Below are 20,993 nucleotides of genomic sequence, written 5' to 3' on the forward strand. Positions count from 1 at the left end.
TATCCGACTGTAGGAGCGGCGCGAGCCGCGACCGCGCCAATACAACTACGACGAAAACTTCACCGTTACTGCGATGGCGCGGTCGCGGCTTGCGCCGCTCCTACAGAGGGCGTGCCGCGGTGGGGTCGGCCTTTGCGTGTGCGTACGCGTGACGACAAGCGAAGATCCAAAGCTTCCGTCCGCAAGCGGCCGGTCACTTTCTTTGTCTTAAGCCACAAAGAAAGTAACCAAAGAAAAGGCATTGCTGTTTCGGATCAAGAGCCACTATGGCTCACAGCGGCGCGGGGCCGCGCCATAAGGGACATCCTGTCCCATGGCGCGCGCGCGCATCCATGCGCGCGCCCTCCGGGGCTTCGGGTCGTGTGCTTTGCGTGGGGTTGCGTCCGAGCAAACAGCAACGGCAACGGCAACGGCAACGGCAAAAAGATTCCGGCTTGGGCCGGACTCGCGGCGATTCGAGTTGGCAAAAATCCGGCGAATGTCTGAGCCAGCTCGGATCAGGATCGGTTGAAGTTCCTGTGTCGGCGATGCTTCCGCAGGGTCAGGCCGCGGCCGCTTCGCTCGCCGCTGGCGCCGGCGCGCGGCGGCGGATCAGGCCGTCGCGCAGGCGCAGGAACGGCCGCTCCACCGCGTAGTGCAGCAACGCGCCGCCGGCCAGCGCGGCGCCGGCATACGCGCCCAGCGCCAGCAGCGGCCGCGTTTGCAGCGCTTCGCCGAATGTCCCGGCCATCAGCGCGAACATGCCTTTGTGCACCAGATACAGGCTGAAGGACGCCGCCGCCAGCCAACGCGCGCCGGGCACGCGCAGGCGCCCGGTCCAGCGTTGTTCGCACGCGCCGGCGGCGACCAGCAGCGCCATCGCCAGCGAGATGAGCGGGAAGCCGAACACCGAGGCGTCGAACCCCAGGCGCTCGCGCGAGATCCAGATCGCCGCCGCCAGCACCGCCACGCCGGCCAGCGCGAGCCAGCCCGAGCGCCGCATCATCGCCGCCCACGCGCGCGGCCGGTACGCGCGCAGCGCCGCCAGCGCCACGCCGAACAACAGCCCGTCCAGGCGCATCCAGGTCGGGTAGTAGATGCGTTCGACCCAATGGTTGGCGTTGTCGTCCAGCCCGTTCCACACCCAGGCGCGCAACGCGATGCCGGCCAGCGCCAGCGCGAGCACCGCCGCGATGCCTTTCCACAGCGCCGGCCGCCGCGTCAGCGCGATCGCCAGCAGCGGGAACAGCAGGTAGAAGTGCTCTTCCACGCACAGCGACCAAGCGTGCGAGAACGCCTTGTTGCGTTCGTAGTCGATCAGCAGGTTCAAGGTGAAGGTGAAGAACTGCCAGCCCGATTCCAGCCCCGGCCTCTCGCGAAACGCCGGCCACAGCAGGTACAGCGCCAGCACGACCCAGAACGCCGGCAGCACGCGCAACGCGCGGCGCAGGTAGAAATCGCGGAAATCCAGCCGGCGCCCTTCGCTCAGCGGACGCAGCACCTGCCAGCCGATCAGGTAGCCGCTGAGGGCGAAGAACAGGTCCACGCCCATCCAGCCCACTTGCGACATCGGCATCCACGGCGAGCCCAGGCCCTGGCCGGCGGCGTGGAAGAACATCACCCAAACGATCGCGATCGCGCGCAGCAGATCGAGGCCGGGCAGTCGGCTCATCTTGGTTCCTGGTGTGTGGGAGCGTTGCGGAAGTCGGTGCCGCGTTCGCCTGGCGACATTGCATCGTGGACAGCGAACGCGGACACAGTGTGCGCGCGGGCACGGCGCGCAACAAGACGAAATGCGCGCGCAACGCGGCTGCGTTGCCACGTTTGCGCAGTCGAACGCGCGCGCATCGGGCGCGCTGCAAACAAGGCTTTCGGCGCATGCAAGAATCTTTTGTGGGAGCGCGGTTGCGTCGCGATTTTTTCGTCGATGCGTCGATGCGTCGATGCGACGTTCGCGCCAGACGTTCGCGCGATCCGCGCAACCGGCGCAGCGCTCCGCGCCGCGGCCGCGACGCAAGATCGGCCACGCCGACCTAGGGCCGTCCCGAGGATGCCGCCCCCGCGCTGCGGCGGTAACGTCGCGACAACGTCCCAGCGGCAACGGGCGATCGCGCGTGCGGGTGCGGCCATGTCCATCGACTTCCCGAGCAATCCCCTGGGCAACCTGCTGTCGGGCCTGGGCGGCGGCGCCTCCGGACTGCCCGGCGGCCTGCCGTTGCTGGGCGGGAACGGCCCCGGCATCCCCGGCATGCCGACGGCGCCCGGGGAAGGCGACAACGACCCGCAATCGCCGCGCCTGCCGTCCACCAACCTGCCCGGCTCCAACGGCCACGGGCCCGGGGGCGTGCCGGGTACGCCCGGCACGCCGGGGCTGCCCGGCGGCGGCCTGGGCAACACGCCGGTCGGCACCGCGCCGGCACCGGGCAGCAACGCGCCGCCGATCAATCCCGACAACCCGCTCAGCCGCATGCTGCAGGGCGCCTCGCCGAGCGCCTACAACAACGGCTTCGGCAACGGCGCAGCGGCGACCCAGTACCCGGCGCCGACCCTGTCCGAGCGCGCGTTCAACGCCGCCCAGTACGCGCTGCTCGATCGCGGCGCGGTGCCGGCCGCGGCCGGTTCGGCCGCCAGCGCCGGCGCGCAGGGCCAGTCGCTGCCGGCCTCGGTCGGCGGCGCGCTGCCCGGCGGCAGCAGCGCCGGCGGCGCAGCCGCGGGCGCGGCCGCCCACGGCGCCGCCACCAGCGCCTCGCTCGGCGCCGCGCCGGCCTCGACCCTGGCCGCGGTCACCGTCGCCCCCAACGCCATCGCCGGCTCGCCGGCCGCGGCAGCGCTGTCGCAGGACGCGCTGATCGCCCAGCAAGCCTTGCTCGCGCGCCTGCCCGCCGGCGCCCACGCGGCGGCCGGCAACACCGCCGCGGCCGCCGCGCCGCCGCCGACGGAAACCGCAGCGGCCTTGCCGGCGGTCAGCGCCAACACCGCCAACAACGACCCGCGCAACCTACCGGCCGCGTTCAACGAGCGCGCCGTGCAACAGCGCGGCGACGGCCTGAATTCGCCGGTCTACACCGGCGACACCGCGGCCCGGCGCGCGCCGGGCCGCGGCCGTGTCGCCGGCGCCACCCTGACCCACTGGCTGTGGCGTTTCGGCCGCGGCGGCACCCACCGCCCCAGCCACGACGACAGCCCCGAAGTCGAAGCGGTGCGCGCGCTGCAATGGCTGTTCTGGGTGCTGACCGTGGTCGCCTACGTCTGCCTGGCGATGGCGGTGGTCCTGCTGCTGCCCGGCGGCAGCTTCGACAGCCAGCGGATCCAGACCGGCGGCAGCGGCGCGGCCCTGGCGCTGGGCGTCGCGGTCGCCGCCGGCGCGTGGTGGCTGGGGCGGCGGATCAACAAACGCCGCTGAACCCGGCGGCGCGGGCGCAAGCCGCGCCGCACCAGCGACGCGGCGCCCATGCGCAGCGCGGCCTCAGCGCCGCGCGCTCAGGCCCTGGCCGCCGACCAACTCATAGCGGCGCAGGTCCAGCCCCTGGCGCTCGACCTCGCGGCGCACGCGCTCGCCCAGCGACACCAGGTCGTTGCGCGCGCCGGTCTGCCGGTAGACCTCGTACGTCACCCCGTGGCGCATCGCCGCATACGCCAGGCGTTCGGCCAGTTCCTGTTTCTGCGCGTCGCTGAGCGTGCGCAGCCCGGGGCTGGCGAGCAAGGCGCGGCGCAGTTGCTTGCGCAAGCCGGCTTCGCCGCCGGGCACGTCCTTGGCGTTGCGGTCGTTGGCGACTTCCCAGGCCATCGCCAGATACGCGGCGGCGACGTCGCCGAGGTCGTCGCGCGCGTAGCCGTAGCGCAGCAACAGCGCATCGAAGCGCTCGCGCATCTGCGCCGGCGTCATCGACAGGCCTTTCAGCGCGACGCCGGCCTGTTCGCCCTGCACCCGCGCGCTCAGCGCCGGATCGCGGCGGAAGCGCAGCGCCGAGTCCGGCGCGGCGGCGGCGGCCGTGGCGCCGCGCGCGAGCGCGCCCAGCGATTGCGACCACACGCTGCTGGCCGCGACCTTGCCCGGCGCGGCCTGCGCGCGGCCGGCGTTGAGCGCGCCTTGTTCGGCCGACAACACATTGCCGGTGTGGACTTGATGCTGGTGCATCAGCACCGCCTGTCCGGCGGCGTCGAACTGGGCCTGCGCCGGCAGGGCCAGGGCGGCGCAGACCGCGGCGACGGCGAGCACGATCGCGCGCGCGCCGCGACGGCGAACCGGGGCCGATCGCATCGGCGAAATTCGACGTACCAAGCCCTGGGTCCACACGCCTCGCGCCCAGCGGCCGATCCGCGCGCTGCAGGCCCGCTCCATCCGCACCGGCGCCGATCCGGCCCGGTCCGCGTTCGCTCGATCGCGCATCGCACACCTCCTCGGGCCCGCCGCGTCGCAGCGCGTCGCCGCGGGCGCAAAAACGAAGAACGCCAAGCGGCAAGCTTGGCGTTCTTCGGGGGCGGCGCAAGCCGCCCAGCGCACACTTCCGGGCTTGCGCGCGAGCGTCGCGCGCGGGCCGTTCAGCGCTTGCTGATTTCCTTCAGGCCGTTGCCGATGGAATCGAGCGCGCTCTTGATGGCGTTGCTCTCGATACCGAAGATCTGGCTCTGGGTCTGGAAGTCGGTCATCGCGCGCATGTATTCCTTGGACTGCTGCTCGCCGCTCTTCGGGTCGAGGGTTTCCTTGTAGTTCTCGACCATGCGGTTCTTGGCGTCCATCATCGCGTTGACGCGGTCGCCGAGGATGTCGCCGAGCGCGGCGGCCAGCACCTCGAACCAGGAACCGCCCTTGGCGGCCTTGACGCCGCTGGTGCTGCGAGCTTCGCCCGAGGCGATGCGCTCGTTGGTCATGGAAATGCCGAGATCGGAGGTGGACATTTCGTTGCTCCCTGTGGGTTCGTTGGTCCGCCGGAAGGCGGATCGGATCAGTTCGGTTCGGATGGTGTCGATCGGGTTCCGGCGCCGGCCCGCCGGGGGGCGAGCGTCCGTCCGGCGGTGCGGTTACGGCTTACGTCCGCATTCTCCATGCCCGCCGGCGCGCCGTAAGTCGGGGCGTGCCCTAGCTAGGGTTGACCCCAGGGTCAGCCCCAGGGGCCGGGCTTGCGCGCCGCGGCGACCTTGCCGATCTGCGGCGGCAGGCCCTGCACCACCTGCACCGCGGCGCTGGCGCCGCGGCTGCGCTTGATCTGGCCGATCTGCTCGTGCAGCCAGGCATGCGCCGCGGCTTCGCCGTCGCGCGCCAGCCGGCGCACGAACTCCTCGCCCAGGTCGCGGGCCTCGCTGTCCTGGCCGCCGAAGGCCTGGTCGAACTTGCCCAGCAGCGCCTCCTGTTCGGCCTGGCCCAGGCCCAGCTCGGCCACGCTGTCGGCCCAGGCCTGGCGGTCGAACCCGCGGCCGCCGGCCTCTGCGTTGTCGAACGCGTCGCGGAAGTGCTGGATCAGGAAGTCGCGGTCGGCGGCGTCCAGGTTCGGCTGCTCTCGCAACGAGGCCTCCAGCTGGTCGATGAACTGGCGGCCGTCGGCGGCGGTGTTGGCTTGGGATGACATGGGGCGATGCGCTCCTGCAGGTTTGTCCATAAAGGGCTGGGCGCGGCGGCGGCCTGGCGGTTCGCCGAACGGCGAGGCCGGCGGGCCGCGCTCAGTCGTGGAAGTGCGGATCGATGCTGAGCGGGCCGAGGTTGCGCTCGGCGAAGCGGCGCATCAGCTCGGGCCCGGCCTCGCGGATCGCGTCGTAGCTGGAACGCGAGCGCGAATCGGCGCGCAGTTGCCAGCCCTCGGCGGTCTTGCTCAGCAGCAGGTCGGTGCCCGGCAGGGTCTGGTCGGACAGGCGCAGCAGCACCTGGCCGTCGCCGCCGTCGGTGCCGTCGCCGCTGACCGCGAGCTGGCGCACGTGGCGCTCCACAAGCTCGGCGAAGGCGGCGGCATTGGAAGTCGGCGCCGGCGCCTGCATCGGCGCGGCCTGGTCGGCGCGCATGGCCTGCTGCGCCAGCCACAGGCCGGACTGCTCGGAGGACTGCCCGTCGCCGCCGCCGCGGTCGAAGCCGACCGAATAGCGCTGCTCGTCGCGCGACTTCTGCTCGACCCCGTGCTGCCGCGCCTGGCCCTGGGCGGCCTGGTTCTGCGCGCCCTGGTCCTGCGCGTACTGGTTGCGGCCGCGCTCCAGCGCGTTCTGCTGGCGCCCGCGCAGCGCCTGCGCGGCGGCATCGCCGGCGGCGTACTGGCCGTCCTCGGGCTGGGCGCCGAGGGTCTGTTCGCCCTTCTGGCCCACCGCCTGGCGCTGCTGCATGAGTTCGCGGAACTGGTCGACCGATTCGGCCGGCGCGGACTGGCGCGCGGCGCGCTGGCGGTCGGACAACTGCGCTTCCTGGGCGAGCTGTTGGGCGCGCTTGGCGTCTTCGTTCGCGGAGCTGTTGCGGATCGTGCTCATGGCGACCTCAGAAGGGAGAGTTGTGGTGGGTGGAGCGCTGGTGCGCGGCCAACAGCAGGTCGGCCGACTGCGCTTCCTCGCGGCGCTGGGCGATCGCGCCTTGTTCCTTGCGCCACACGTCGCGGCGTTTTTCCAGCGCCTCCAGCCGCGACTTGGCGCGGAAGAAGGCCTTGCGCGCCTCGTCCAGCGCGGCCTCGGCCTCGCGCAGCTTGCCCTGGGCGTCGGCCAGGCGCTGGCGCGCGGCGTCGGCCAGTTCGGCCAGATGGTCGATGTGCGACTCGCGCTGGGCCATCGCCATCGCCCAGGGCACGCCCGCCGGCGGCGGATCGAGCAGGCGCAGGCGCTGGCCGGCGCGCTCCTGGTTCAGCGCGACGATCTCGCCTTCGATCGCGGTGCAGGCCTCGCGCCGCGCCTGCACCTGCGCCTGGCGCTCCATCACCAGCGCGCGCGCGGTCTCCACGCGGTGTTCGCGCAGTTGCAGCAACGTGGCCAGGGGGAAGCGTTGCTTGTTCATCCGAACAACCTGCGCAGCGCGTCGATGGATTGCTTGTAGTCGGCCAGGTCGTTGGACGATTGCTTGAGCAGCTTGCGGATCGGCTCGATCTTCTCGATCGCGATGTCGGCATCGGCATCGGTGCCGCGCTTGTATTCGCCCAGCTGCAGCAGCAGCTCGATGTCCTGGTGCTTGGCCAGGTACTTGCGCAGTTGGCCGGCGGCGCGCTGGTGGGCCTCGTCGGTGACCCGCGGCATGGTCCGGCTCAGGCTCACCAGCACGTCGATGGCCGGGTAGTGGTAGGCCGCGGCGAGCTTGCGCGAAAGCACGATGTGGCCGTCGAGGATCGAACGCACTTCCTCGGCGACCGGGTCGTCGCCGTCCTCGCCTTCCATCAGCACGGTGTAGAACGCGGTGATTGAGCCCTTGTCGTTGTTGCCGGCGCGCTCGAACAGGCGCGGCATCTGGCTGAACACCGACGGCGGGAAGCCGCGCCGCGCCGGCGGTTCGCCGATGGCGAGGCCGACGTCGCGCAGGGCGCGGGCGAAGCGGGTGACCGAATCCACCAGCAGCATCACCCGCTTGCCGCGGTCGCGGAAATACTCGGCGATGGCGGTGGCGACCCAGGCCGCGCGGCTGCGTTCCAGCGCCGGGCGGTCGGAGGTGGCGACGACGATGATCGATTTCTTGAGCCCTTCCTCGCCGAGATTGTCGTGGATGAACTCGTTGACCTCGCGGCCGCGCTCGCCGACCAGGGCGATCACGTTGACGTCGGCGTCGCCGCCGCGCGCGAGCATGCCCAGCAGGGTGCTCTTGCCGCCGCCGGCGACGGCGAAGATGCCCAGGCGCTGGCCGACGCCGGCGGTGATGACGGTGTCGAGCGCGCGCACGCCGGTGGCGAAGGGACGGTCGATCAGTTGCCGCGCCAGCGGATTGGGCGAGGCGGCGTAGATCGGCATCTGCACGGTCGGGCCGAAGCCGCCGCGGCCGTCGATGGCGTCGCCGTTGGCGTCGAGGATGCGGCCGAGCAGGCCCTCGCCGCAGCGCACCGACGCCTGCCGGCCGGTGGCGATCACTTCGGTGTCGTGGGCGACGCCGTCGAGCGCGCCCAGCGGCGTCAGCAGGGTGTACTGGCGCGACACCCCGACCACTTCGGCGGCGAGGCGGAAATTGCGGTCGCGCGGGCTGCGCAGTTCGCACAGCTCGCCGATCATCGCCTTCAGGCCGGTGGCGCGGATCATCGTGCCGTAGGCCTCGGCGACCTTGCCCACGCGCACCACGCTGGGCACGCGCGCGAGCGCGGCGATCAACGGATCGATCTGCACCGGCGCGGGCGCCGGCTGCAGCACGGTGCGCGGCAGGCTGCCGTTCATCGCGCGCCCCCGCGCGTCGCGGCGCGCGCGTGGCTGCGCACGGCGAGCGGCGCGCACGCGCTCATCCGCCGTGCTCCGCGCCGTATTCGGCGCCCGACAACGCGATCCGGATCGCCTCGATCTGCTGGGCCACGCCGGCGCGCACTTCGCCGACTTCCGACACCACCACGCAGCTGAGCTTGTCCAGGCTTTCGTCGTCGACCAGTTCGATCACGCCCACCACCGGATGCGCCTGGCGCACCAGGCCCAGGCCCTGGGCCACTTCCTCGCGCACGCTGGGGTGCACGCGGATCAGCAGGAACTGTTCGGCCTGCGCGGCCTCCACCGCCTGCATGACCAGCGGCGGCACCACCGCGCGCGCGTCGAACTCGGGCGAGATCCGCGCCACGATCGCGCAGGCCAGCTCGGTCACGCGGCTGCCGGCGTCGGCCAGCACCCGCGCGCGGCGCTCGTTGAGGTCGGCCAGCTGCTGCGCCATCTGCTGCTGCGCGCGCGCCAGGCCCTCGGCGAAGCCGGCGGCATAGCCGGCCTCGCGCGCCTGCTTGATCTCTTCGCCGGCCTCGTCGTAGAGCGCGTTGACCCGGGCCAGGGTCTGGTCCATCTCGACCACCTGGCTCCACTGCTGCGCCGGCACCACGGTGCCGGCCAGCGCGCGCTCGAACTGCTTGCGCTCGAACACCGCCACCGTGCCCGCGGCGCGGCCGAGGTCGCGCCGCGCGCCCAGGTCGGCGACGTTGCTCGCGCCGGCGGCGGACGGGGCTTCGTGGCGGAGCGGATCGGCGGGCATGGCGGTTCCGGGTTGGAGACAAAAGTAAGGCGCGCGCTCAGGCGCTCAGCGGGCGCGCGCCGTGATGGGTGTGCAGCCGCTCGACCACGTCCGGCGGCAGGTGCGCGACCAGCGCCGGCGCCTCGTCGTGCAGCGCGCGCGGCAGCAGCAGGCGCGTCCAGTCGGCCAGGCCGGGGTCGCGGCGCTCGGCCCACAGCCGCAGTTCGGCGCGGCCGCGCAGGTCGAGCAAGGCGTACAGCGGCGCGTCGTCGGCCGCGCGCAAGGCGCGGTCGAGGCTATCGCCCAGTTGCAGGGCCAGCTGGTTCTGCACCTTGCCGTCCCAGACCTGGCTGTCGAGCGCGAGCAGGTAGGCGTTGTCGAGCGCCTGCTTGAGCCGGCGCACCGGCTCGCGCCGCACTTCGGCGCGGATCGCCGGGGCGTAGGCCAGCGCGCCCAGGTCGCGCACCAGCCGCTCGACCCGCGCGCGCGGCCAGCGCAGCGCGGCGGCGGCGAAACCCGCGCCCGGCTGCGGCGCCAGCAACGCCGGCGCGGCCTCGGCGGCGAGCCAGGCGCCGAGCAGGCGGCGGCCGATCGCGCTCTCGCGCCCGGCCGCCAGCAGTTCCGGGGCGATGCGCTCGTCCTCGCCGCGTCCGTGCCAGCTGGCATCGGTCTCGGCCAGGACCGCGCGCAGCGCCGCGGCGCTCATCCGTTCCACACTCCGCCGCGGGCGTTGCTCTGCGGCGGCGGCTGCGACGGCGGGAAGAAGCGCGAGCGCAGGCGGCCGAAGAAGAACGCCACGATCGCCAACAGCACCAGCACGCCGGCGCCGATGATCACCGCGCTCAGGTCGATCGAGCCGATCACCGCGTTGAGCGGGCCGGCGGCCTGGTGCACCTTCGGCGGCGACTGCACGGTGAAGAACTTCACCGTGACCTTGTTGACGTCGTCCAGGCCCTCGACGCTGTCCTTCACGAACACCTTGATGTCGGTCTCGCGGTCGCGCAGGCTCTGGCCGGGCCGCTCGAAGATCAGCACCGAGGCCGAGGAATCCTGGACGTTGCCGCCGAGCGGATCGCGGTCGGGCAAGGCGATGTGCACGCGCGCCTCGACCACGCCGTCGATGCGGGTCAGGGTGCGCGAGAGTTCCTGCGACAGGCCGTAGAGATAGCGCGCCTTTTCCTCCAGCGCCGAGGAGGCGAAGCCTTCCTTCTTGAACACCTCGCCCAGCGAGCGGTACTGCGCGCGCGGCAGTCCGCGCGAGTTGAGCACCTGCATCGCGTAGGGGATGTCGCCGCGGTTGACCATGACCTCCCAGCCGGTCTTGCTCGGCGAGGGGTCCTTCTCGGCGGGAATGCCCGCATCGAGCAACGCCGCCATCAGTTCGTTGGCCTGCTGCTCGTCGAGCTGGCTGTACAGCGGCGTGCGCGTACACCCCACGATCAGCAGGCAGGCCAGCAGGGCCGCCAGAATTCTTCCCGCCTTGAAGCCGGCCGCATTGAAGCCGGCTGCATTGAAGCCTGACGCCCTACCCATGCATCCCCCGTGGTGTGGTGTGCCTTGCGTTGTTACGACTGCTGGCGGAACAGCTGCTGGATGCCGTCGGACGTGCGGTTGGCGACGTTCGAGGTCAGCTGCGAGGTGAACATGAACTGGTGGCACTTCATGGTCATCTGGATCATCTCGCCCGGGGTCAGTTCGGCGGCGTTGGCCGAAATGCTCTGGCTGGCCTGGCCGATGCTCTCGGCGCCGCCGTTGAGGTTGTCCAGCGCCGCCAGCACCGCGCGGGTGCCCTGCGACGGTTCGGCCGCGCCGGCCTGGGCGACGCCGCCGGCCTGGACGCCGCCGGCGGCACCCGGCGCCGAGCCGCGGTCGAACGCGGCGGCGAACTCGCGGATGTCGTAGGCGGAGGCCTGCGGCGACTGCGCCGGCGAGGCGGCGGCCGGTTGCGCGGCTTCGGCCGCGACTTGAATGGCTTCGATCATGAACCTGTCTCCTGCAACGGTAGGTTCGACAGCATTGGGTCGGTGCGCCTGCGCAACCGGACGGGCTTACGGCGCCAGCGCCGCCGCGATGGCCGCAGACGCCCGGACACGGGGTTCCGGGCGCCGCGACGGCAGGCGGCAGACGTCGGGCCGCGCGCCGGTCAGTTCTTCGACGCCAGCTTCTCGATGCCCTGGGCGACCGAGTTGATCGAGGTCGAGGCGCTGTTGGAGATGAACTGCATGCGCAGGCTTTCCGAGGTCAGCGAGATCATGCTCGACGGCGTGTCGTTGCCGCCGCCGATCGAACCCGACAGCTCGGTGATGCGCGAGGCCTGCGCGTCCATGGTCGAGCCCCAGGCCTTGGCCATGGCGGCGTACCAGCTGTTGCTGCCGCCCGCGCCGCCGCCGGCCGCGATCCCGCCGCCCGCGCCGCCACCGGCCGAGCGCGAGCCCTTGCCGTTGCCGATGGCGTCGTTCTTGTTGACGTCGGCGATGAAGGTGCCGACCAAGCCGGCGCTACCGCCGGCACCGTTGATTGCGTTGTTGCTCATGACGTCTCTCCTGCTCGTTTGCGGCCGGGCCGCGCAATGGCGTGGAACAACGGATGGCACCGAAAACTTGTCGCGAAACTTGACGCCTATCGCAATTCTTCAGGTCTCAGCGGGCGATGGGTGCAAGGTGCCGAGGTTGGATTAGATCGGCGCCGCGCGGGTGAAACCAGCTAGTGCTGACCCTGGGGTCGCCCTGTTCATTGTCGGTTCCCCGGCCGCGGCGGCGCTTCGGCGACGGTCGGGCGCGCGCTCGCGGACGGCTTGGCTGAGGCGGACGGCGCGGCGGTGTTGGCCGCCTGCGGCGCGGCCGGCGCGGGCGCCGATGCCGGGCCCGCGGGCGCGGCCGCCGTGGCCGCGGCATCCGCCGCCGGCGCCGCGCCGCTGGCCAGGGCCAGCTCTTCGGCCGTCAGCGGCTGCGCCTTGATCTGTTCGGTCACGCCGGTGACCTTGTTCAACGCCCAGGCCTTGTCGCCGATCGCGATCAGGTCGCGTCCGTCGGGCAGGGTGTCGCCGACCGCGTAGTCGGCGCCGTCGATGTCGGTCACGTGCGGGCTGTCGCCGCGCACGATCTTGACGATCCGGGTCGGCGGCGGCGGCGTGGCGGGCTTGGCCGGCTCGGCCGTGGCCACGGCCGGGCCCGCGGGCGCGTGGCTCTCGTCGAGGTTGCGCGGGATCACCCGGCGCACGCCGTTGACGTCCTGCATCGCGCGCGAGGCGATCGCGCGCTGGAACTGGGTCGGGTCGGCGAAGCGGCCGCTGACCTCGACATCGCCGTTGCCCAAATAGCGGGTCTGCACCGCCAGGCCCTGGCTGCGCAGCACTTCGCGCACGTCGGCGGCGATGTCGTCGCCGGTGCGCAGCTCCAGCCGCGCGTCCACCTCATCGGTGGCCAGGCGCTTGCGGATCGTTTCGCGCGTGGCCGCGTCCTTGACCGTGCCCGACAGCACCAGGGTGCCGTCCGGGCTTTCGCTCACGCGGCCGCCGGCGATGGAGAATTCCTTGATCAGCGGCTGCGCCAGTTCGACCGGCGAGGGCTTCTTCTCGAAGCCCGGCATCACCGCCGCGGCGATCGCCACCGACACCAGCGACAGCGCGGCGAGGCCGGCGATCAGCGGCAGGTGGCGCATCGAGGTCTTGGCCGGGCGCACCGCGTCGGCGAGGTTGGGCAGCATCGTCGCCCAGGCCGGGTCTTCGGCCGCGCCGACCGCGAACGAGGCGCCGCCCAGGTCGACCCGCTGCATCGGGCCCAGCTCGGCCGGGTCGCCGGGGTTGAGGGTCTGGCCTTCGATCCGCAGCGGCGCGTCCAGCGCGCGCAGCGAGACCGTGCCGCCCATGCGGGTCAGGAAGGCGTGGCGCGGGGCGACGTTGGGATCGGACAGGACGATGTCGCAATCGCCGCTGCTGCCGATCAGCACCGTCTCCTGCGCCGACAGCGGACGGCTGCCGCCGGTGTGCAGGCCGCAGACGATGCGCAGCACGCTGACCGCGGGCGCGGCGATGCGGATGCCGTCGCCGGCGCGCGGCTGCGACGAGGGCGCATCGGCGGCGCGCGGCTCGCCCGCCTCGCCGGCGGCGCCCTCGGGCGTGGAATGTTCGTCGTGGGACATCATCGTGGCGACTCCTGTTCAGACGCCGCCGCCGAAGGCGGGGCGCGCGGCCGGGACGCGCGATACGCGCGGGCCGATCGGCCGATGAATGGGGGAAAGGACGCGCTCCGCGCTGTGCATGCTCATTCTCCTCAGGCGTTGACCTGGCCTGCCTGCACGATCCGCAGATCGGGCGCGAGTTCCTGGTAGGACAACACCGGCAATTCGAAGAAATCGATCTCCAGCAGCTTGCGCAGGTGGCGGCGAACGTCCAGTGAACACAGCAGCACCGGCTTTATGCCTTCGCCCTGTCGCGCCAGGTGCGAGCGCACTTCCGCGCCCAGGCGCCCGGCCAGTTCCGGCGAGATCGCCAACTGGGTGGCGCCGCCGGCCACGCGCACCGACTGGCGCAGGCGGTCCTCCAGTTCCGGATGGATCAGCAGCACCTGCATGGTGCGTTCGCCGTCGGCGTAGCGGTCGGCGATTTCGCGCTTGAGCGCGACCCGCACGTATTCGGTCAGCAGCACCACGTCCTTCTCGCGCCCGCCGACGTCGGTGATCGCCTCGAACGCGTCGCGCAGGTTGCGGATCGGCACGCCCTCCTCGACCAGCCGGCGCAGCACGTCGGCCACGCGCTGCGGCGCGACCACGCGCAGCATTTCCTTGACCAGGTCCGGATAGTCGCGCTGCATGCGCCCGAACAGGTTGGAGGCTTCCTGGATGCCGATGAAGCTGCCCAGGCGCCGCTCCAGCGCGGCGCGGCAATGCTCGGTCACCGTGCCCAGGCCGTCGCGGATGCCGTCGCCGGCCTGGCCGGTCCATTCGCCGGCCAGCGGCGGGAAGAAGCCGGGCAGCTTGGGCGCGTTGGCGTCGCCGGCGCGGGCCGGACGGAACTGCGCGTTCGCCGCCAGCCGGCCGAAGGCCAGGCGCGCGCCGAACGCGGTCAGGCGATAGCCGCCCAGGCCGTCGTCGCCGTCGAGATCGGCGGAGATCTTCAGCGCCGGCACCGGCAGCGGCACGCCGTATTCGTCGCGCAGGCGCCGCGCGACCTCGACGATGCGCGTGCGCGCGGCGTGCTCGCCGAACGCGGCCGCCAGCGACGGCGCCAGTTCCAGCTGCAACGGCGCCGGCGGCGCGATCTCGTCCTCGTTGGCCGCCTTCTCCTCGGCCGGGCGCTCGCCCTCGGGCACCTTGAACGCGCGCCGCAGCACCGGGTGATCGTGGCGATAGCGCCAGGCGGCGAAGCCCAGCAGCACGATCGACAGCATCAGGAACACCAGCTTGGGGAAGCCCGGCACGAACATCATCCCGAACGCCAGGCAGCCGGTGATCAGCAGCACCCGCGGCTGGCCCGAGACCTGGCGGGTGATCGACTCGCCCAGGTGGCGGTCGTCCTCGTCGCCGGCGGTGCGGGTCACCACCAGGCCGGCGGCGATGGTCGCCAGGATGGCCGGGATCTGCGAGACCAGGCCGTCGCCGATGGTCAGGATCGAATAGGTGTGGGTGGCGTCGCCGAGCGGCATGCCCTTCTGCAGCACACCGATGGCCAGGCCGCCGAGCAGGTTGATGATGATGATGACGATGCCGGCGATGGCGTCGCCCTTCACGAACTTCATCGCGCCGTCGAGGCTGCCGTGCAGCTGGCTTTCCACCTCCAGCAGGCGGCGCTTCTTCTTGGCCTCGTCCTTGTCGATCAGGCCGGCGCGCAGGTCCGAGTCGATCGACAGCTGCTTGCCGGGCATCGCGTCCAGGGTGAAGCGCGCGGCGACCTCGGCCACGCGCTCGGCGCCCTTGGCGATGACGATGAACTGGACCACGGTGATGATCAGGAACACCACGAAGCCGACCACCAGATTGCCGCCGGCGACCAGGCTGCCGAAGGTCTCGACGATATGGCCGCCGTTGGCTTCGAGCAGGATCGAGCGGGTGATGGCGATCGACAGCGACAGCCGGAACAGCGTGGTCAGCAGCAGCACGCTGGGGAAGCTGGAGAACGCGACCGGGGTGGGGATGTACAGCGCGATCAGCAACAGGCCGAAGCCGATCGCGATGTTGATCGCCACCAGGGTGTCGATGATCGCCAGCGGCAGCGGCAGGATCATCACCCCGATGATCGTGACCGCGGCGAAGGCCAGGACCACGTCGCTGTAACCCGCGCGCCGACGCGGTTGCGCGCCGGAGGCGGTGGCCATCCAGGAAGTCAGCAGTCCACGCATTCGTTCGCCCCGAAAACCCTTAGGAAATCCCGCTCCCCGCGGGTGCGCGCCCGGCCGCGGCCGGCGCCAGGGCGACCGCCCCGCGCCGCGCACGCGATCCGCGCGCAACGCCCGTGCGATGGATCCGGCAGTCTGGAACGTCGAAGGCCGTCACTGCTTTGCCATGTATCCCTGAGCACCTACGCATGGCGCTGTCCTCGACACGATGCCGGTCCGGACGGCCGATACTAAGTGCAATTTGTCACCTGTTGTGTGAACGAGCCGGTTCCGCGCAAGCCGCGCACGAACTCACGCGCCCTTCATTGTGCGGCGCTAAATTTCGCCCGCATTCGTCGTTGTTTTTGTGAACCCGTGCGCACTTGCATCGACGCATTCGTCTAACGTAAGCGCGAAACGCTCACGATTCGCGCTCCGCGGGGGAGGTCGCGGACGAGGCGGGAACCACGGTCGCGGCAACGGTTGCCGATGCAACTTTCTGCTCGGCCGCGGTCGGTGCGGTCGCGCCCAGCGCAGCCGCCGCCGGTGCGATGTCGGCCGGATCCAGTTCGGCGATCAGGTTCAGCGAGTGACCGGCCACGCCGACCGCGAGCGCGCGGCCGCTGCGGGTGCGCAGCACCACGATCCGCTCGCGCGGGCCGATCGGCAGGATCTGCAGCACCGACAGCGGCGCATCGCGCGCGGTCAGGCCGTGGCGCTTGCGCAGGAAGTACAGCACCGCGACCAGGCCGCCGAGCACCACCGCCACCGGCAGCAGGATCGCGACAAATTCGAAGAACAGCGACGGCGGCTGCGCAGCGGCGGCCGGTGCGGCAGCCGCCGCAGGCTTCGCGGCCGGCGCGGCGGCTTGGGCCAACGCGGCCAGCGGCGCGAAAGCGGCGGCGAGGCACAGGCGAACGGCAGAACGCAGCAAGGGCAATATCGGCATGGCGATTGAGTGCGCAACCCGGTTCAAGAACGGACATAACGGACAAGCCGCCGCGCTGCGGCGGCAGCGGCGCGCGGCGACATACCCTAGCAGCCTCGCGCGGCTTCACGCCGCCGGGTCGCGGCGCGGGGGACGCTGAGGCATGGCCCGCCCGCGCTCCGCCGGTTCCCGCACGGTCGCTCCGACCGAACCCCAGCCCGATCCCAAGGCCGGGCCGGCGACCGCCGCCGCGCGCGAGGACGCCGGCCTGCTCGCCGCCGTGCCGTTCGCCTGCGCGGTGTTCGCCGCCGACGGCGCGCTGCGCGCGGCCAACGCGCGCTACCGCGCCGAATTCGGCGAACTGCCCGAGCACGCCGCACGCGAGGCGCTGCTCGCGCGCCTGCGCGGCGAGGCCCGCGACGGCGCGCGCCCGCGCGAGGTCCGCGCCCCGCACAGCGGCCGCTGGTATGCGCTGCACTGGGGCCGGGCCGAGCACGCCGGCGCGCCCGCCGACGTGCTCACCGCAGTCGACATCAGCGAACGCATCGAGACCCTGGCCTCGCACAAGAGCCGCCAGGAGAAGCTGCTGTTCACCTCGCGCATGATGTCGGTCGGCGAGATGGCCGCGACCCTCGCGCACGAGCTGAACCAACCGCTCGCGGCGATCATGAACTACGTGAACGGCAGTCTGCGCCTGGTCGAACAGGCCGGCGGCCCGGTCCAGGTCGAGCGCGCGCTGCAGGCCGCGCGGACCCAGGCCGAGCACGCCAGCGCGGTGATTTCGCGGGTGCGCGAGTTCGTCCGCGCGCGCGAGCCGCGGCGCGACGCGCACGAACTGGCGCGCATCGCCGAGACGGTGCTGGAGCTGCTGCGGCTGGAAGCCGAGCGCCTGGACCTGCGCATCGAACTGGGCCTGCCCGAGCCGCTGCCGCCGGTGTTCGCCGACCGGGTCATGGTCGAGCAGGTGTTGCTGAACCTGGTCAAGAACGCGATCGAGGCCATGCGCGAGATCGCCCCGGAGCGGCGCGAACTGCGCATCGACGCGCGCCTGAACCTGGACGAGCAAGTCGAGGTGCGGGTCTGCGACCGCGGCGCCGGCCTCAGCGCGGCCGAGCAGGACCAGCTGTTCTCGCCGTTCTTCACCACCAAGACCGACGGCCTCGGCATCGGCCTGGCGATCTGCCGCTCGATCATCGAATACCACGAGGGCCGGCTGTTCTTCGAGCCGCGCGAGGGCGGCGGCAGCGTGTTCGGGTTTACCTTGCCGCGTTACGAGGCGCGCGCTTGAGCCGCGCGCGCTACGCTGACCCCGAGTCCGCGCACTGCGCCCGGGGACACGACATGACAAAGATCACGACCGCTGGCGCCGAGCGCCGGGTTATATCGTGGCTCCCCGAGGGGCCGACGGCGTTGGTGCCCGGCGCCCGCTCTGCCTTCAGGACAGTTTCGCTCGTGAATTTCGCCCGCGCGCTCCGACCGGCCCTCCTGGCGTGCATCGCTGCGCTTTGTTGCGCCTGCGCGCCCGCGCGCTCCAACCCGCCACCGGCGCCCGAGGCGCTGGAGGACATCGTCGTCGCCGAACCCGCGGCGGCGGACGATATCGACTATGTCTTCAAAATGTCCTGCCTGGACTCGCCCAGCCTGCAGCGTCGGCACGTCGCGGTGGAAGGCTATGTCACCTCCGACAACACCCGCGAACAGCGCTCCGGTCTGAGCGCCCTGGTCATCGACGCAGTCGCCCTGGACGCGCTCGCCTTGCGCGAGATAAACCGCGAATTCCCGCCCGATGCGGTACAAGATCGCCCTTGGATGCGGTGCGATCGGGGCACGATCGAATTCACCGTGCCGTACAACAATGCCGACAAGCCCGGCAGAGTCCGGTTCAAGGTCGACGGCGACCGCCAGATCGAACTGGTTCCCTGAGGAAAGGATTCCCATGTCGACCGTCCCGCCTCCCATAGACCAAGACCGGATCGACGCCCTGGCGTCCGAGGTCACGCACCGGATCCTTTCGCAGCCCGATTACAAGCAAAACGAGTACGTCGCGGTCTTGTACCGCGACGACAGCGGAGAACTGAAGGCGACGCCCTTGTTCGGCACCGGCCACACCGACCGGGCGCCGTTGGGCCGAGCCTTGGCGGCGGCCGGCGGCAACGACCGCGTGGTGGGCGTGGTGCATAACCACCCACCGTCGATCGTGGCTACGGCGTCCGGCTCCGACCAAGACGAAGCCCGCGACATCAACAAATTGCCGTCGGACAACGACTGGGGCAGCGCGCGCAAGGTGTTCGGCGACCGCGACGACGTCACTTACTACCTGCTCGGCCCGGACATGGCGCTGCGCAAGTACGACTACCAGGACAATGCGGCCTGGGACCGCAAGAACGAACACGAACACCGCAACCGCAACCGCAGCCGGTTCGAAACGGGTCCCCAATTGCAAGTCGAGCCGGCGCCCGATCCGCGCGCGCCCGATCATCCGGACCACGCGCTTTACCGGCAGATCCTCGAAAAAACCCAGGAAGCGTACGAAAAGGCGGGCCGTCCGGCGGCCGAAGGCGAGCATGAACGCGTCGCCGCGAGCCTACTCGCGGAAACCAAGCGCGATCACCGCGGCCGGTTCGAGCGAGCCGACGCGGTGGTGTTCAGCGTCGATCCCCAGTCCGGGGAGGTCGGTCGCCGCATCTTCGCCGTGCAAGGCGACCCATCGGATCCGGCCAGTCTGCGCAGCGACGCGAAAACCGCGGATGCGGCCCGACAGCCGCTGGAGCAATCGTTCGACAAGGTCTACGACGCCAATCAACGCCTGTTCCTGCAACAGCACGAGCGCGGCGACTTGCTGCAAGTGCCCCAGCAACCCGCTGCGCCCGCGCCCGCGCCGGCGCGCTGAGCGCAGAGTCCTCGCGATATGTCCGCTCATCATCCAGCCGCTCCAACGATCCTCGCACCGCGCCGCGACCCGGCCTTGTCGCGCGCGCGCAGCACCGGAGGCCACGCGCCATGAGCGAAGCCCGCATCTACCTGGTCGACGACAACGACGGTTTCCGCGAGTCCACCGCCTGGCTGCTGGAAACGGCCGGGTTCGAGGTGCAGGCCTACGCGTCGGGGCCGGCGTTCCTGGACGCCTACGGCCACGAGCGCCACGGCGGCGGCGCGCAGTGCCTGGTCTCGGACATCCGCATGCCCCTGATGAGCGGGCTGCAGCTGCAGGAAGAGCTGCGCCGGCGCGGGATCGGCCTGCCGCTGGTGTTCGTCACCGCCCACGGCGACGTGCCGCTGGCGGTCGAGGCGATGCGCAAGGGCGCGGCCAACTTTTTGGAGAAGCCCTTCGGCGACGAGGCGCTGATCGAGGCGATCCGCGCCGCCGTGGCCCACGCCCGCAGCCATGCCGGCGGCGGCGAGGGCGGCGACGACCGCCTGGCCCGGCTGAGCCCGCGCGAGCGCCAGGTCATGGACCTGGTGGTCGCGAGCAAGCCCAACAAGATCATCGCCGACGTGCTCGGCATCAGCGTCAAGACCGTGGAACTGCATCGATCGAACATGATGAACAAACTCGGGGTACGCTCGCTGCCCGAACTGATGAAGGTGGCGCTGGGCCATGGTTGATACTCAGGCGGACGTTGCCGCGCCGGCGCGCGCCGGCGAAGACTTCGCCGCGCACGCGCGGCCGTTGCGCGGCAAGGTGCCGGCGCTGCCGCTGTGGCAGGCGCAGGCGCTGTGCGCGTTCTTCGGCGCGCCGCAGCGCTGGCCGCTGCGCGAAGGCGGCGGCTGGCTGGAGTTCTTCCGCGCCAGGCCGGTCGACGGCGAAACGGTGATGCTGGAAGGCGACGGCGCGCGGGTGCGGCTGCAGCTCGACAGCGGGCTGGCGCTGGACACCGACACCGGCCTGCACTGGAGCGGCTACCGCGGCCGCTCGCGCGTGCTGGCCTGGAGCCTGGCCCACGAATCGCAACTGATGAAGCTCAGCCAGGCGCTCGACGTGGCGCTGGTCCCGGTGGTCGACGACGGCGCCGCCTCGCTGCGCGAGCTGCAGGCGCACGGCGGCGACGAGGACGGGCTGTGGCTGGGTTTCCGCATCCTCGACGGCGCCGGCCAGGCGCGTTCGCGCGGCCACCTGCGGATTCCGCCGGGCTGGGTCGACCGGCTGCTGCTGCGCGCCGAACCGTTCGAGCGCGCGCGCGGCGACGGCGAGCAATACCGCGACTGGTCGCAACTGCCGGTGCCGGTGACGCTGAGCTGGGACGGCCCGAGCCTGCGCTACCCGCAATGGCGCCAACTGCGCGCCGGCGACGTGCTGGTGATCGGCAACTACCAACGTCCGCCGCCGGTGCGCGCGCTCGCGCCCGGGCTGGCCTGGCCGCTGGCGCCGGTCGCCGACGGCTGGCGCATCGACGGCCCGCCCCTGACCCTTTCCACGCACCAGGAGACATCTGCGATGAGCGATCCCGAATCCGCCGCCGACGCGCCGGAGGCCGCGACCGGGCCGGACGTGCCGGTCCGCCTGCAATTCGACCTGGGCCGGCTGGAATGCCGCTACGAGGACCTGGCCGGCTTCCAGCCCGGCTACGTGTTCGCCCTGCCCTCGCGGCTGGAAGGCGCCAACGTGGTGATCCGCGCCAATGGGCGCGATGCGGGCCGCGGCGAGATCGTCGCGGTCGGCGAAACCCTGGGCGTGCGCCTGCTCTCCTGGAGCTGA

Annotated in this window: 21 protein-coding genes; 6 read left to right on the plus strand and 15 right to left on the minus strand. The window is 71.7% G+C overall.

The window, feature by feature from the left end; genetic code table 11:
- Positions 1-541 precede the first annotated feature (541 nt).
- Positions 542-1,651 (minus strand): acyltransferase family protein, encoded by a 1,110-nt coding sequence (locus BLV01_RS13250; protein WP_091800165.1) that lies wholly within the window; start codon positions 1,649-1,651, stop codon positions 542-544.
- A gap of 456 nt (positions 1,652-2,107) precedes the next feature.
- Between BLV01_RS13250 and BLV01_RS13255 the strand changes: the two genes are divergently transcribed.
- Positions 2,108-3,382, plus strand: coding sequence for a hypothetical protein (locus tag BLV01_RS13255; protein WP_091800168.1), 1,275 nt, complete (start codon positions 2,108-2,110; stop codon positions 3,380-3,382).
- A gap of 63 nt (positions 3,383-3,445) precedes the next feature.
- On the opposite strand, the gene BLV01_RS13260 is transcribed toward BLV01_RS13255, so the two are convergent.
- The 14 genes from BLV01_RS13260 to BLV01_RS13325 all read right to left on the minus strand — a co-directional run bounded on the left by BLV01_RS13260 (position 3,446) and on the right by BLV01_RS13325 (position 16,303).
- A complete protein-coding gene (locus tag BLV01_RS13260) occupies positions 3,446-4,198 on the minus strand; it encodes a DUF6683 family protein (protein ID WP_139178678.1) in 753 nt (250 codons plus the stop codon).
- Positions 4,199-4,521: 323 nt separating this feature from the next.
- Positions 4,522-4,878: a hypothetical protein gene (locus BLV01_RS13265; RefSeq protein WP_057949554.1), complete on the minus strand. Its 357-nt coding sequence runs from the start codon at positions 4,876-4,878 to the stop codon at positions 4,522-4,524.
- A gap of 203 nt (positions 4,879-5,081) precedes the next feature.
- Positions 5,082-5,546 carry a hypothetical protein gene (locus BLV01_RS13270; RefSeq protein WP_091800174.1) on the minus strand — a complete coding sequence of 155 codons (465 nt, stop codon included), beginning with the start codon at positions 5,544-5,546 and terminating at the stop codon, positions 5,082-5,084.
- A 91-nt stretch (positions 5,547-5,637) separates the two neighbouring features.
- Positions 5,638-6,426 carry a hypothetical protein gene (locus tag BLV01_RS13275; protein WP_091800177.1) on the minus strand — a complete coding sequence of 263 codons (789 nt, stop codon included), beginning with the start codon at positions 6,424-6,426 and terminating at the stop codon, positions 5,638-5,640.
- Between the two features lie 7 nt (positions 6,427-6,433).
- The gene (locus BLV01_RS13280; RefSeq protein WP_091800180.1) at positions 6,434-6,940 is read right to left on the minus strand and encodes a hypothetical protein; all 507 of its coding nucleotides are present in this window, start codon (positions 6,938-6,940) and stop codon (positions 6,434-6,436) included.
- Positions 6,937-8,292: a FliI/YscN family ATPase gene (locus tag BLV01_RS13285; RefSeq protein WP_091800201.1), complete on the minus strand. Its 1,356-nt coding sequence runs from the start codon at positions 8,290-8,292 to the stop codon at positions 6,937-6,939. The genes BLV01_RS13280 and BLV01_RS13285 overlap by 4 nt, the downstream gene beginning before the upstream one ends.
- A gap of 61 nt (positions 8,293-8,353) precedes the next feature.
- Positions 8,354-9,079, minus strand: coding sequence for a FliH/SctL family protein (locus BLV01_RS13290; protein ID WP_091800204.1), 726 nt, complete (start codon positions 9,077-9,079; stop codon positions 8,354-8,356).
- A 37-nt stretch (positions 9,080-9,116) separates the two neighbouring features.
- Positions 9,117-9,764 (minus strand): hypothetical protein, encoded by a 648-nt coding sequence (locus tag BLV01_RS13295; RefSeq protein ID WP_091800207.1) that lies wholly within the window; start codon positions 9,762-9,764, stop codon positions 9,117-9,119.
- Positions 9,761-10,591: a type III secretion system inner membrane ring lipoprotein SctJ gene (sctJ, locus tag BLV01_RS13300; protein ID WP_091800210.1), complete on the minus strand. Its 831-nt coding sequence runs from the start codon at positions 10,589-10,591 to the stop codon at positions 9,761-9,763. Before sctJ ends, BLV01_RS13295 begins: the two co-directional genes overlap by 4 nt.
- 32 nt (positions 10,592-10,623) lie before the next feature.
- Positions 10,624-11,040: a hypothetical protein gene (locus BLV01_RS13305; RefSeq protein WP_091800212.1), complete on the minus strand. Its 417-nt coding sequence runs from the start codon at positions 11,038-11,040 to the stop codon at positions 10,624-10,626.
- A gap of 161 nt (positions 11,041-11,201) precedes the next feature.
- Entirely contained in the window at positions 11,202-11,591 is a 390-nt protein-coding gene (locus tag BLV01_RS13310) for a hypothetical protein (protein WP_217633510.1), read from the minus strand.
- Positions 11,592-11,788: 197 nt separating this feature from the next.
- The gene (locus tag BLV01_RS13315) at positions 11,789-13,201 is read right to left on the minus strand and encodes an FHA domain-containing protein (RefSeq protein WP_091800215.1); all 1,413 of its coding nucleotides are present in this window, start codon (positions 13,199-13,201) and stop codon (positions 11,789-11,791) included.
- A gap of 128 nt (positions 13,202-13,329) precedes the next feature.
- Complete coding sequence (gene sctV, locus BLV01_RS13320) at positions 13,330-15,369, minus strand: type III secretion system export apparatus subunit SctV (protein WP_091800218.1); 2,040 nt, start codon at positions 15,367-15,369, stop codon at positions 13,330-13,332.
- Between the two features lie 421 nt (positions 15,370-15,790).
- On the minus strand, positions 15,791-16,303 hold the full coding sequence (locus BLV01_RS13325; RefSeq protein WP_175485930.1) for a flagellar biosynthetic protein FliO: 513 nt from the start codon (positions 16,301-16,303) through the stop codon (positions 15,791-15,793).
- Between the two features lie 157 nt (positions 16,304-16,460).
- Between BLV01_RS13325 and BLV01_RS13330 the strand changes: the two genes are divergently transcribed.
- From BLV01_RS13330 to sctQ, 5 genes are all read left to right on the plus strand, one after another.
- Positions 16,461-17,585 (plus strand): sensor histidine kinase, encoded by a 1,125-nt coding sequence (locus BLV01_RS13330; RefSeq protein WP_091800224.1) that lies wholly within the window; start codon positions 16,461-16,463, stop codon positions 17,583-17,585.
- 164 nt (positions 17,586-17,749) lie between these two features.
- A complete protein-coding gene (locus tag BLV01_RS13335; protein WP_091800227.1) occupies positions 17,750-18,220 on the plus strand; it encodes a hypothetical protein in 471 nt (156 codons plus the stop codon).
- Positions 18,221-18,233: 13 nt separating this feature from the next.
- On the plus strand, positions 18,234-19,187 hold the full coding sequence (locus BLV01_RS13340; RefSeq protein ID WP_091800230.1) for an XVIPCD domain-containing protein: 954 nt from the start codon (positions 18,234-18,236) through the stop codon (positions 19,185-19,187).
- Positions 19,188-19,297: 110 nt separating this feature from the next.
- The gene (locus tag BLV01_RS27110; protein WP_091800233.1) at positions 19,298-19,903 is read left to right on the plus strand and encodes a response regulator transcription factor; all 606 of its coding nucleotides are present in this window, start codon (positions 19,298-19,300) and stop codon (positions 19,901-19,903) included.
- Positions 19,896-20,993 carry a type III secretion system cytoplasmic ring protein SctQ gene (sctQ, locus tag BLV01_RS13350; protein WP_091800236.1) on the plus strand — a complete coding sequence of 366 codons (1,098 nt, stop codon included), beginning with the start codon at positions 19,896-19,898 and terminating at the stop codon, positions 20,991-20,993. Before BLV01_RS27110 ends, sctQ begins: the two co-directional genes overlap by 8 nt.

The sequence above is a fragment of the Lysobacter sp. yr284 genome (assembly GCF_900107375.1).
GTDB lineage: Bacteria > Pseudomonadota > Gammaproteobacteria > Xanthomonadales > Xanthomonadaceae > Lysobacter.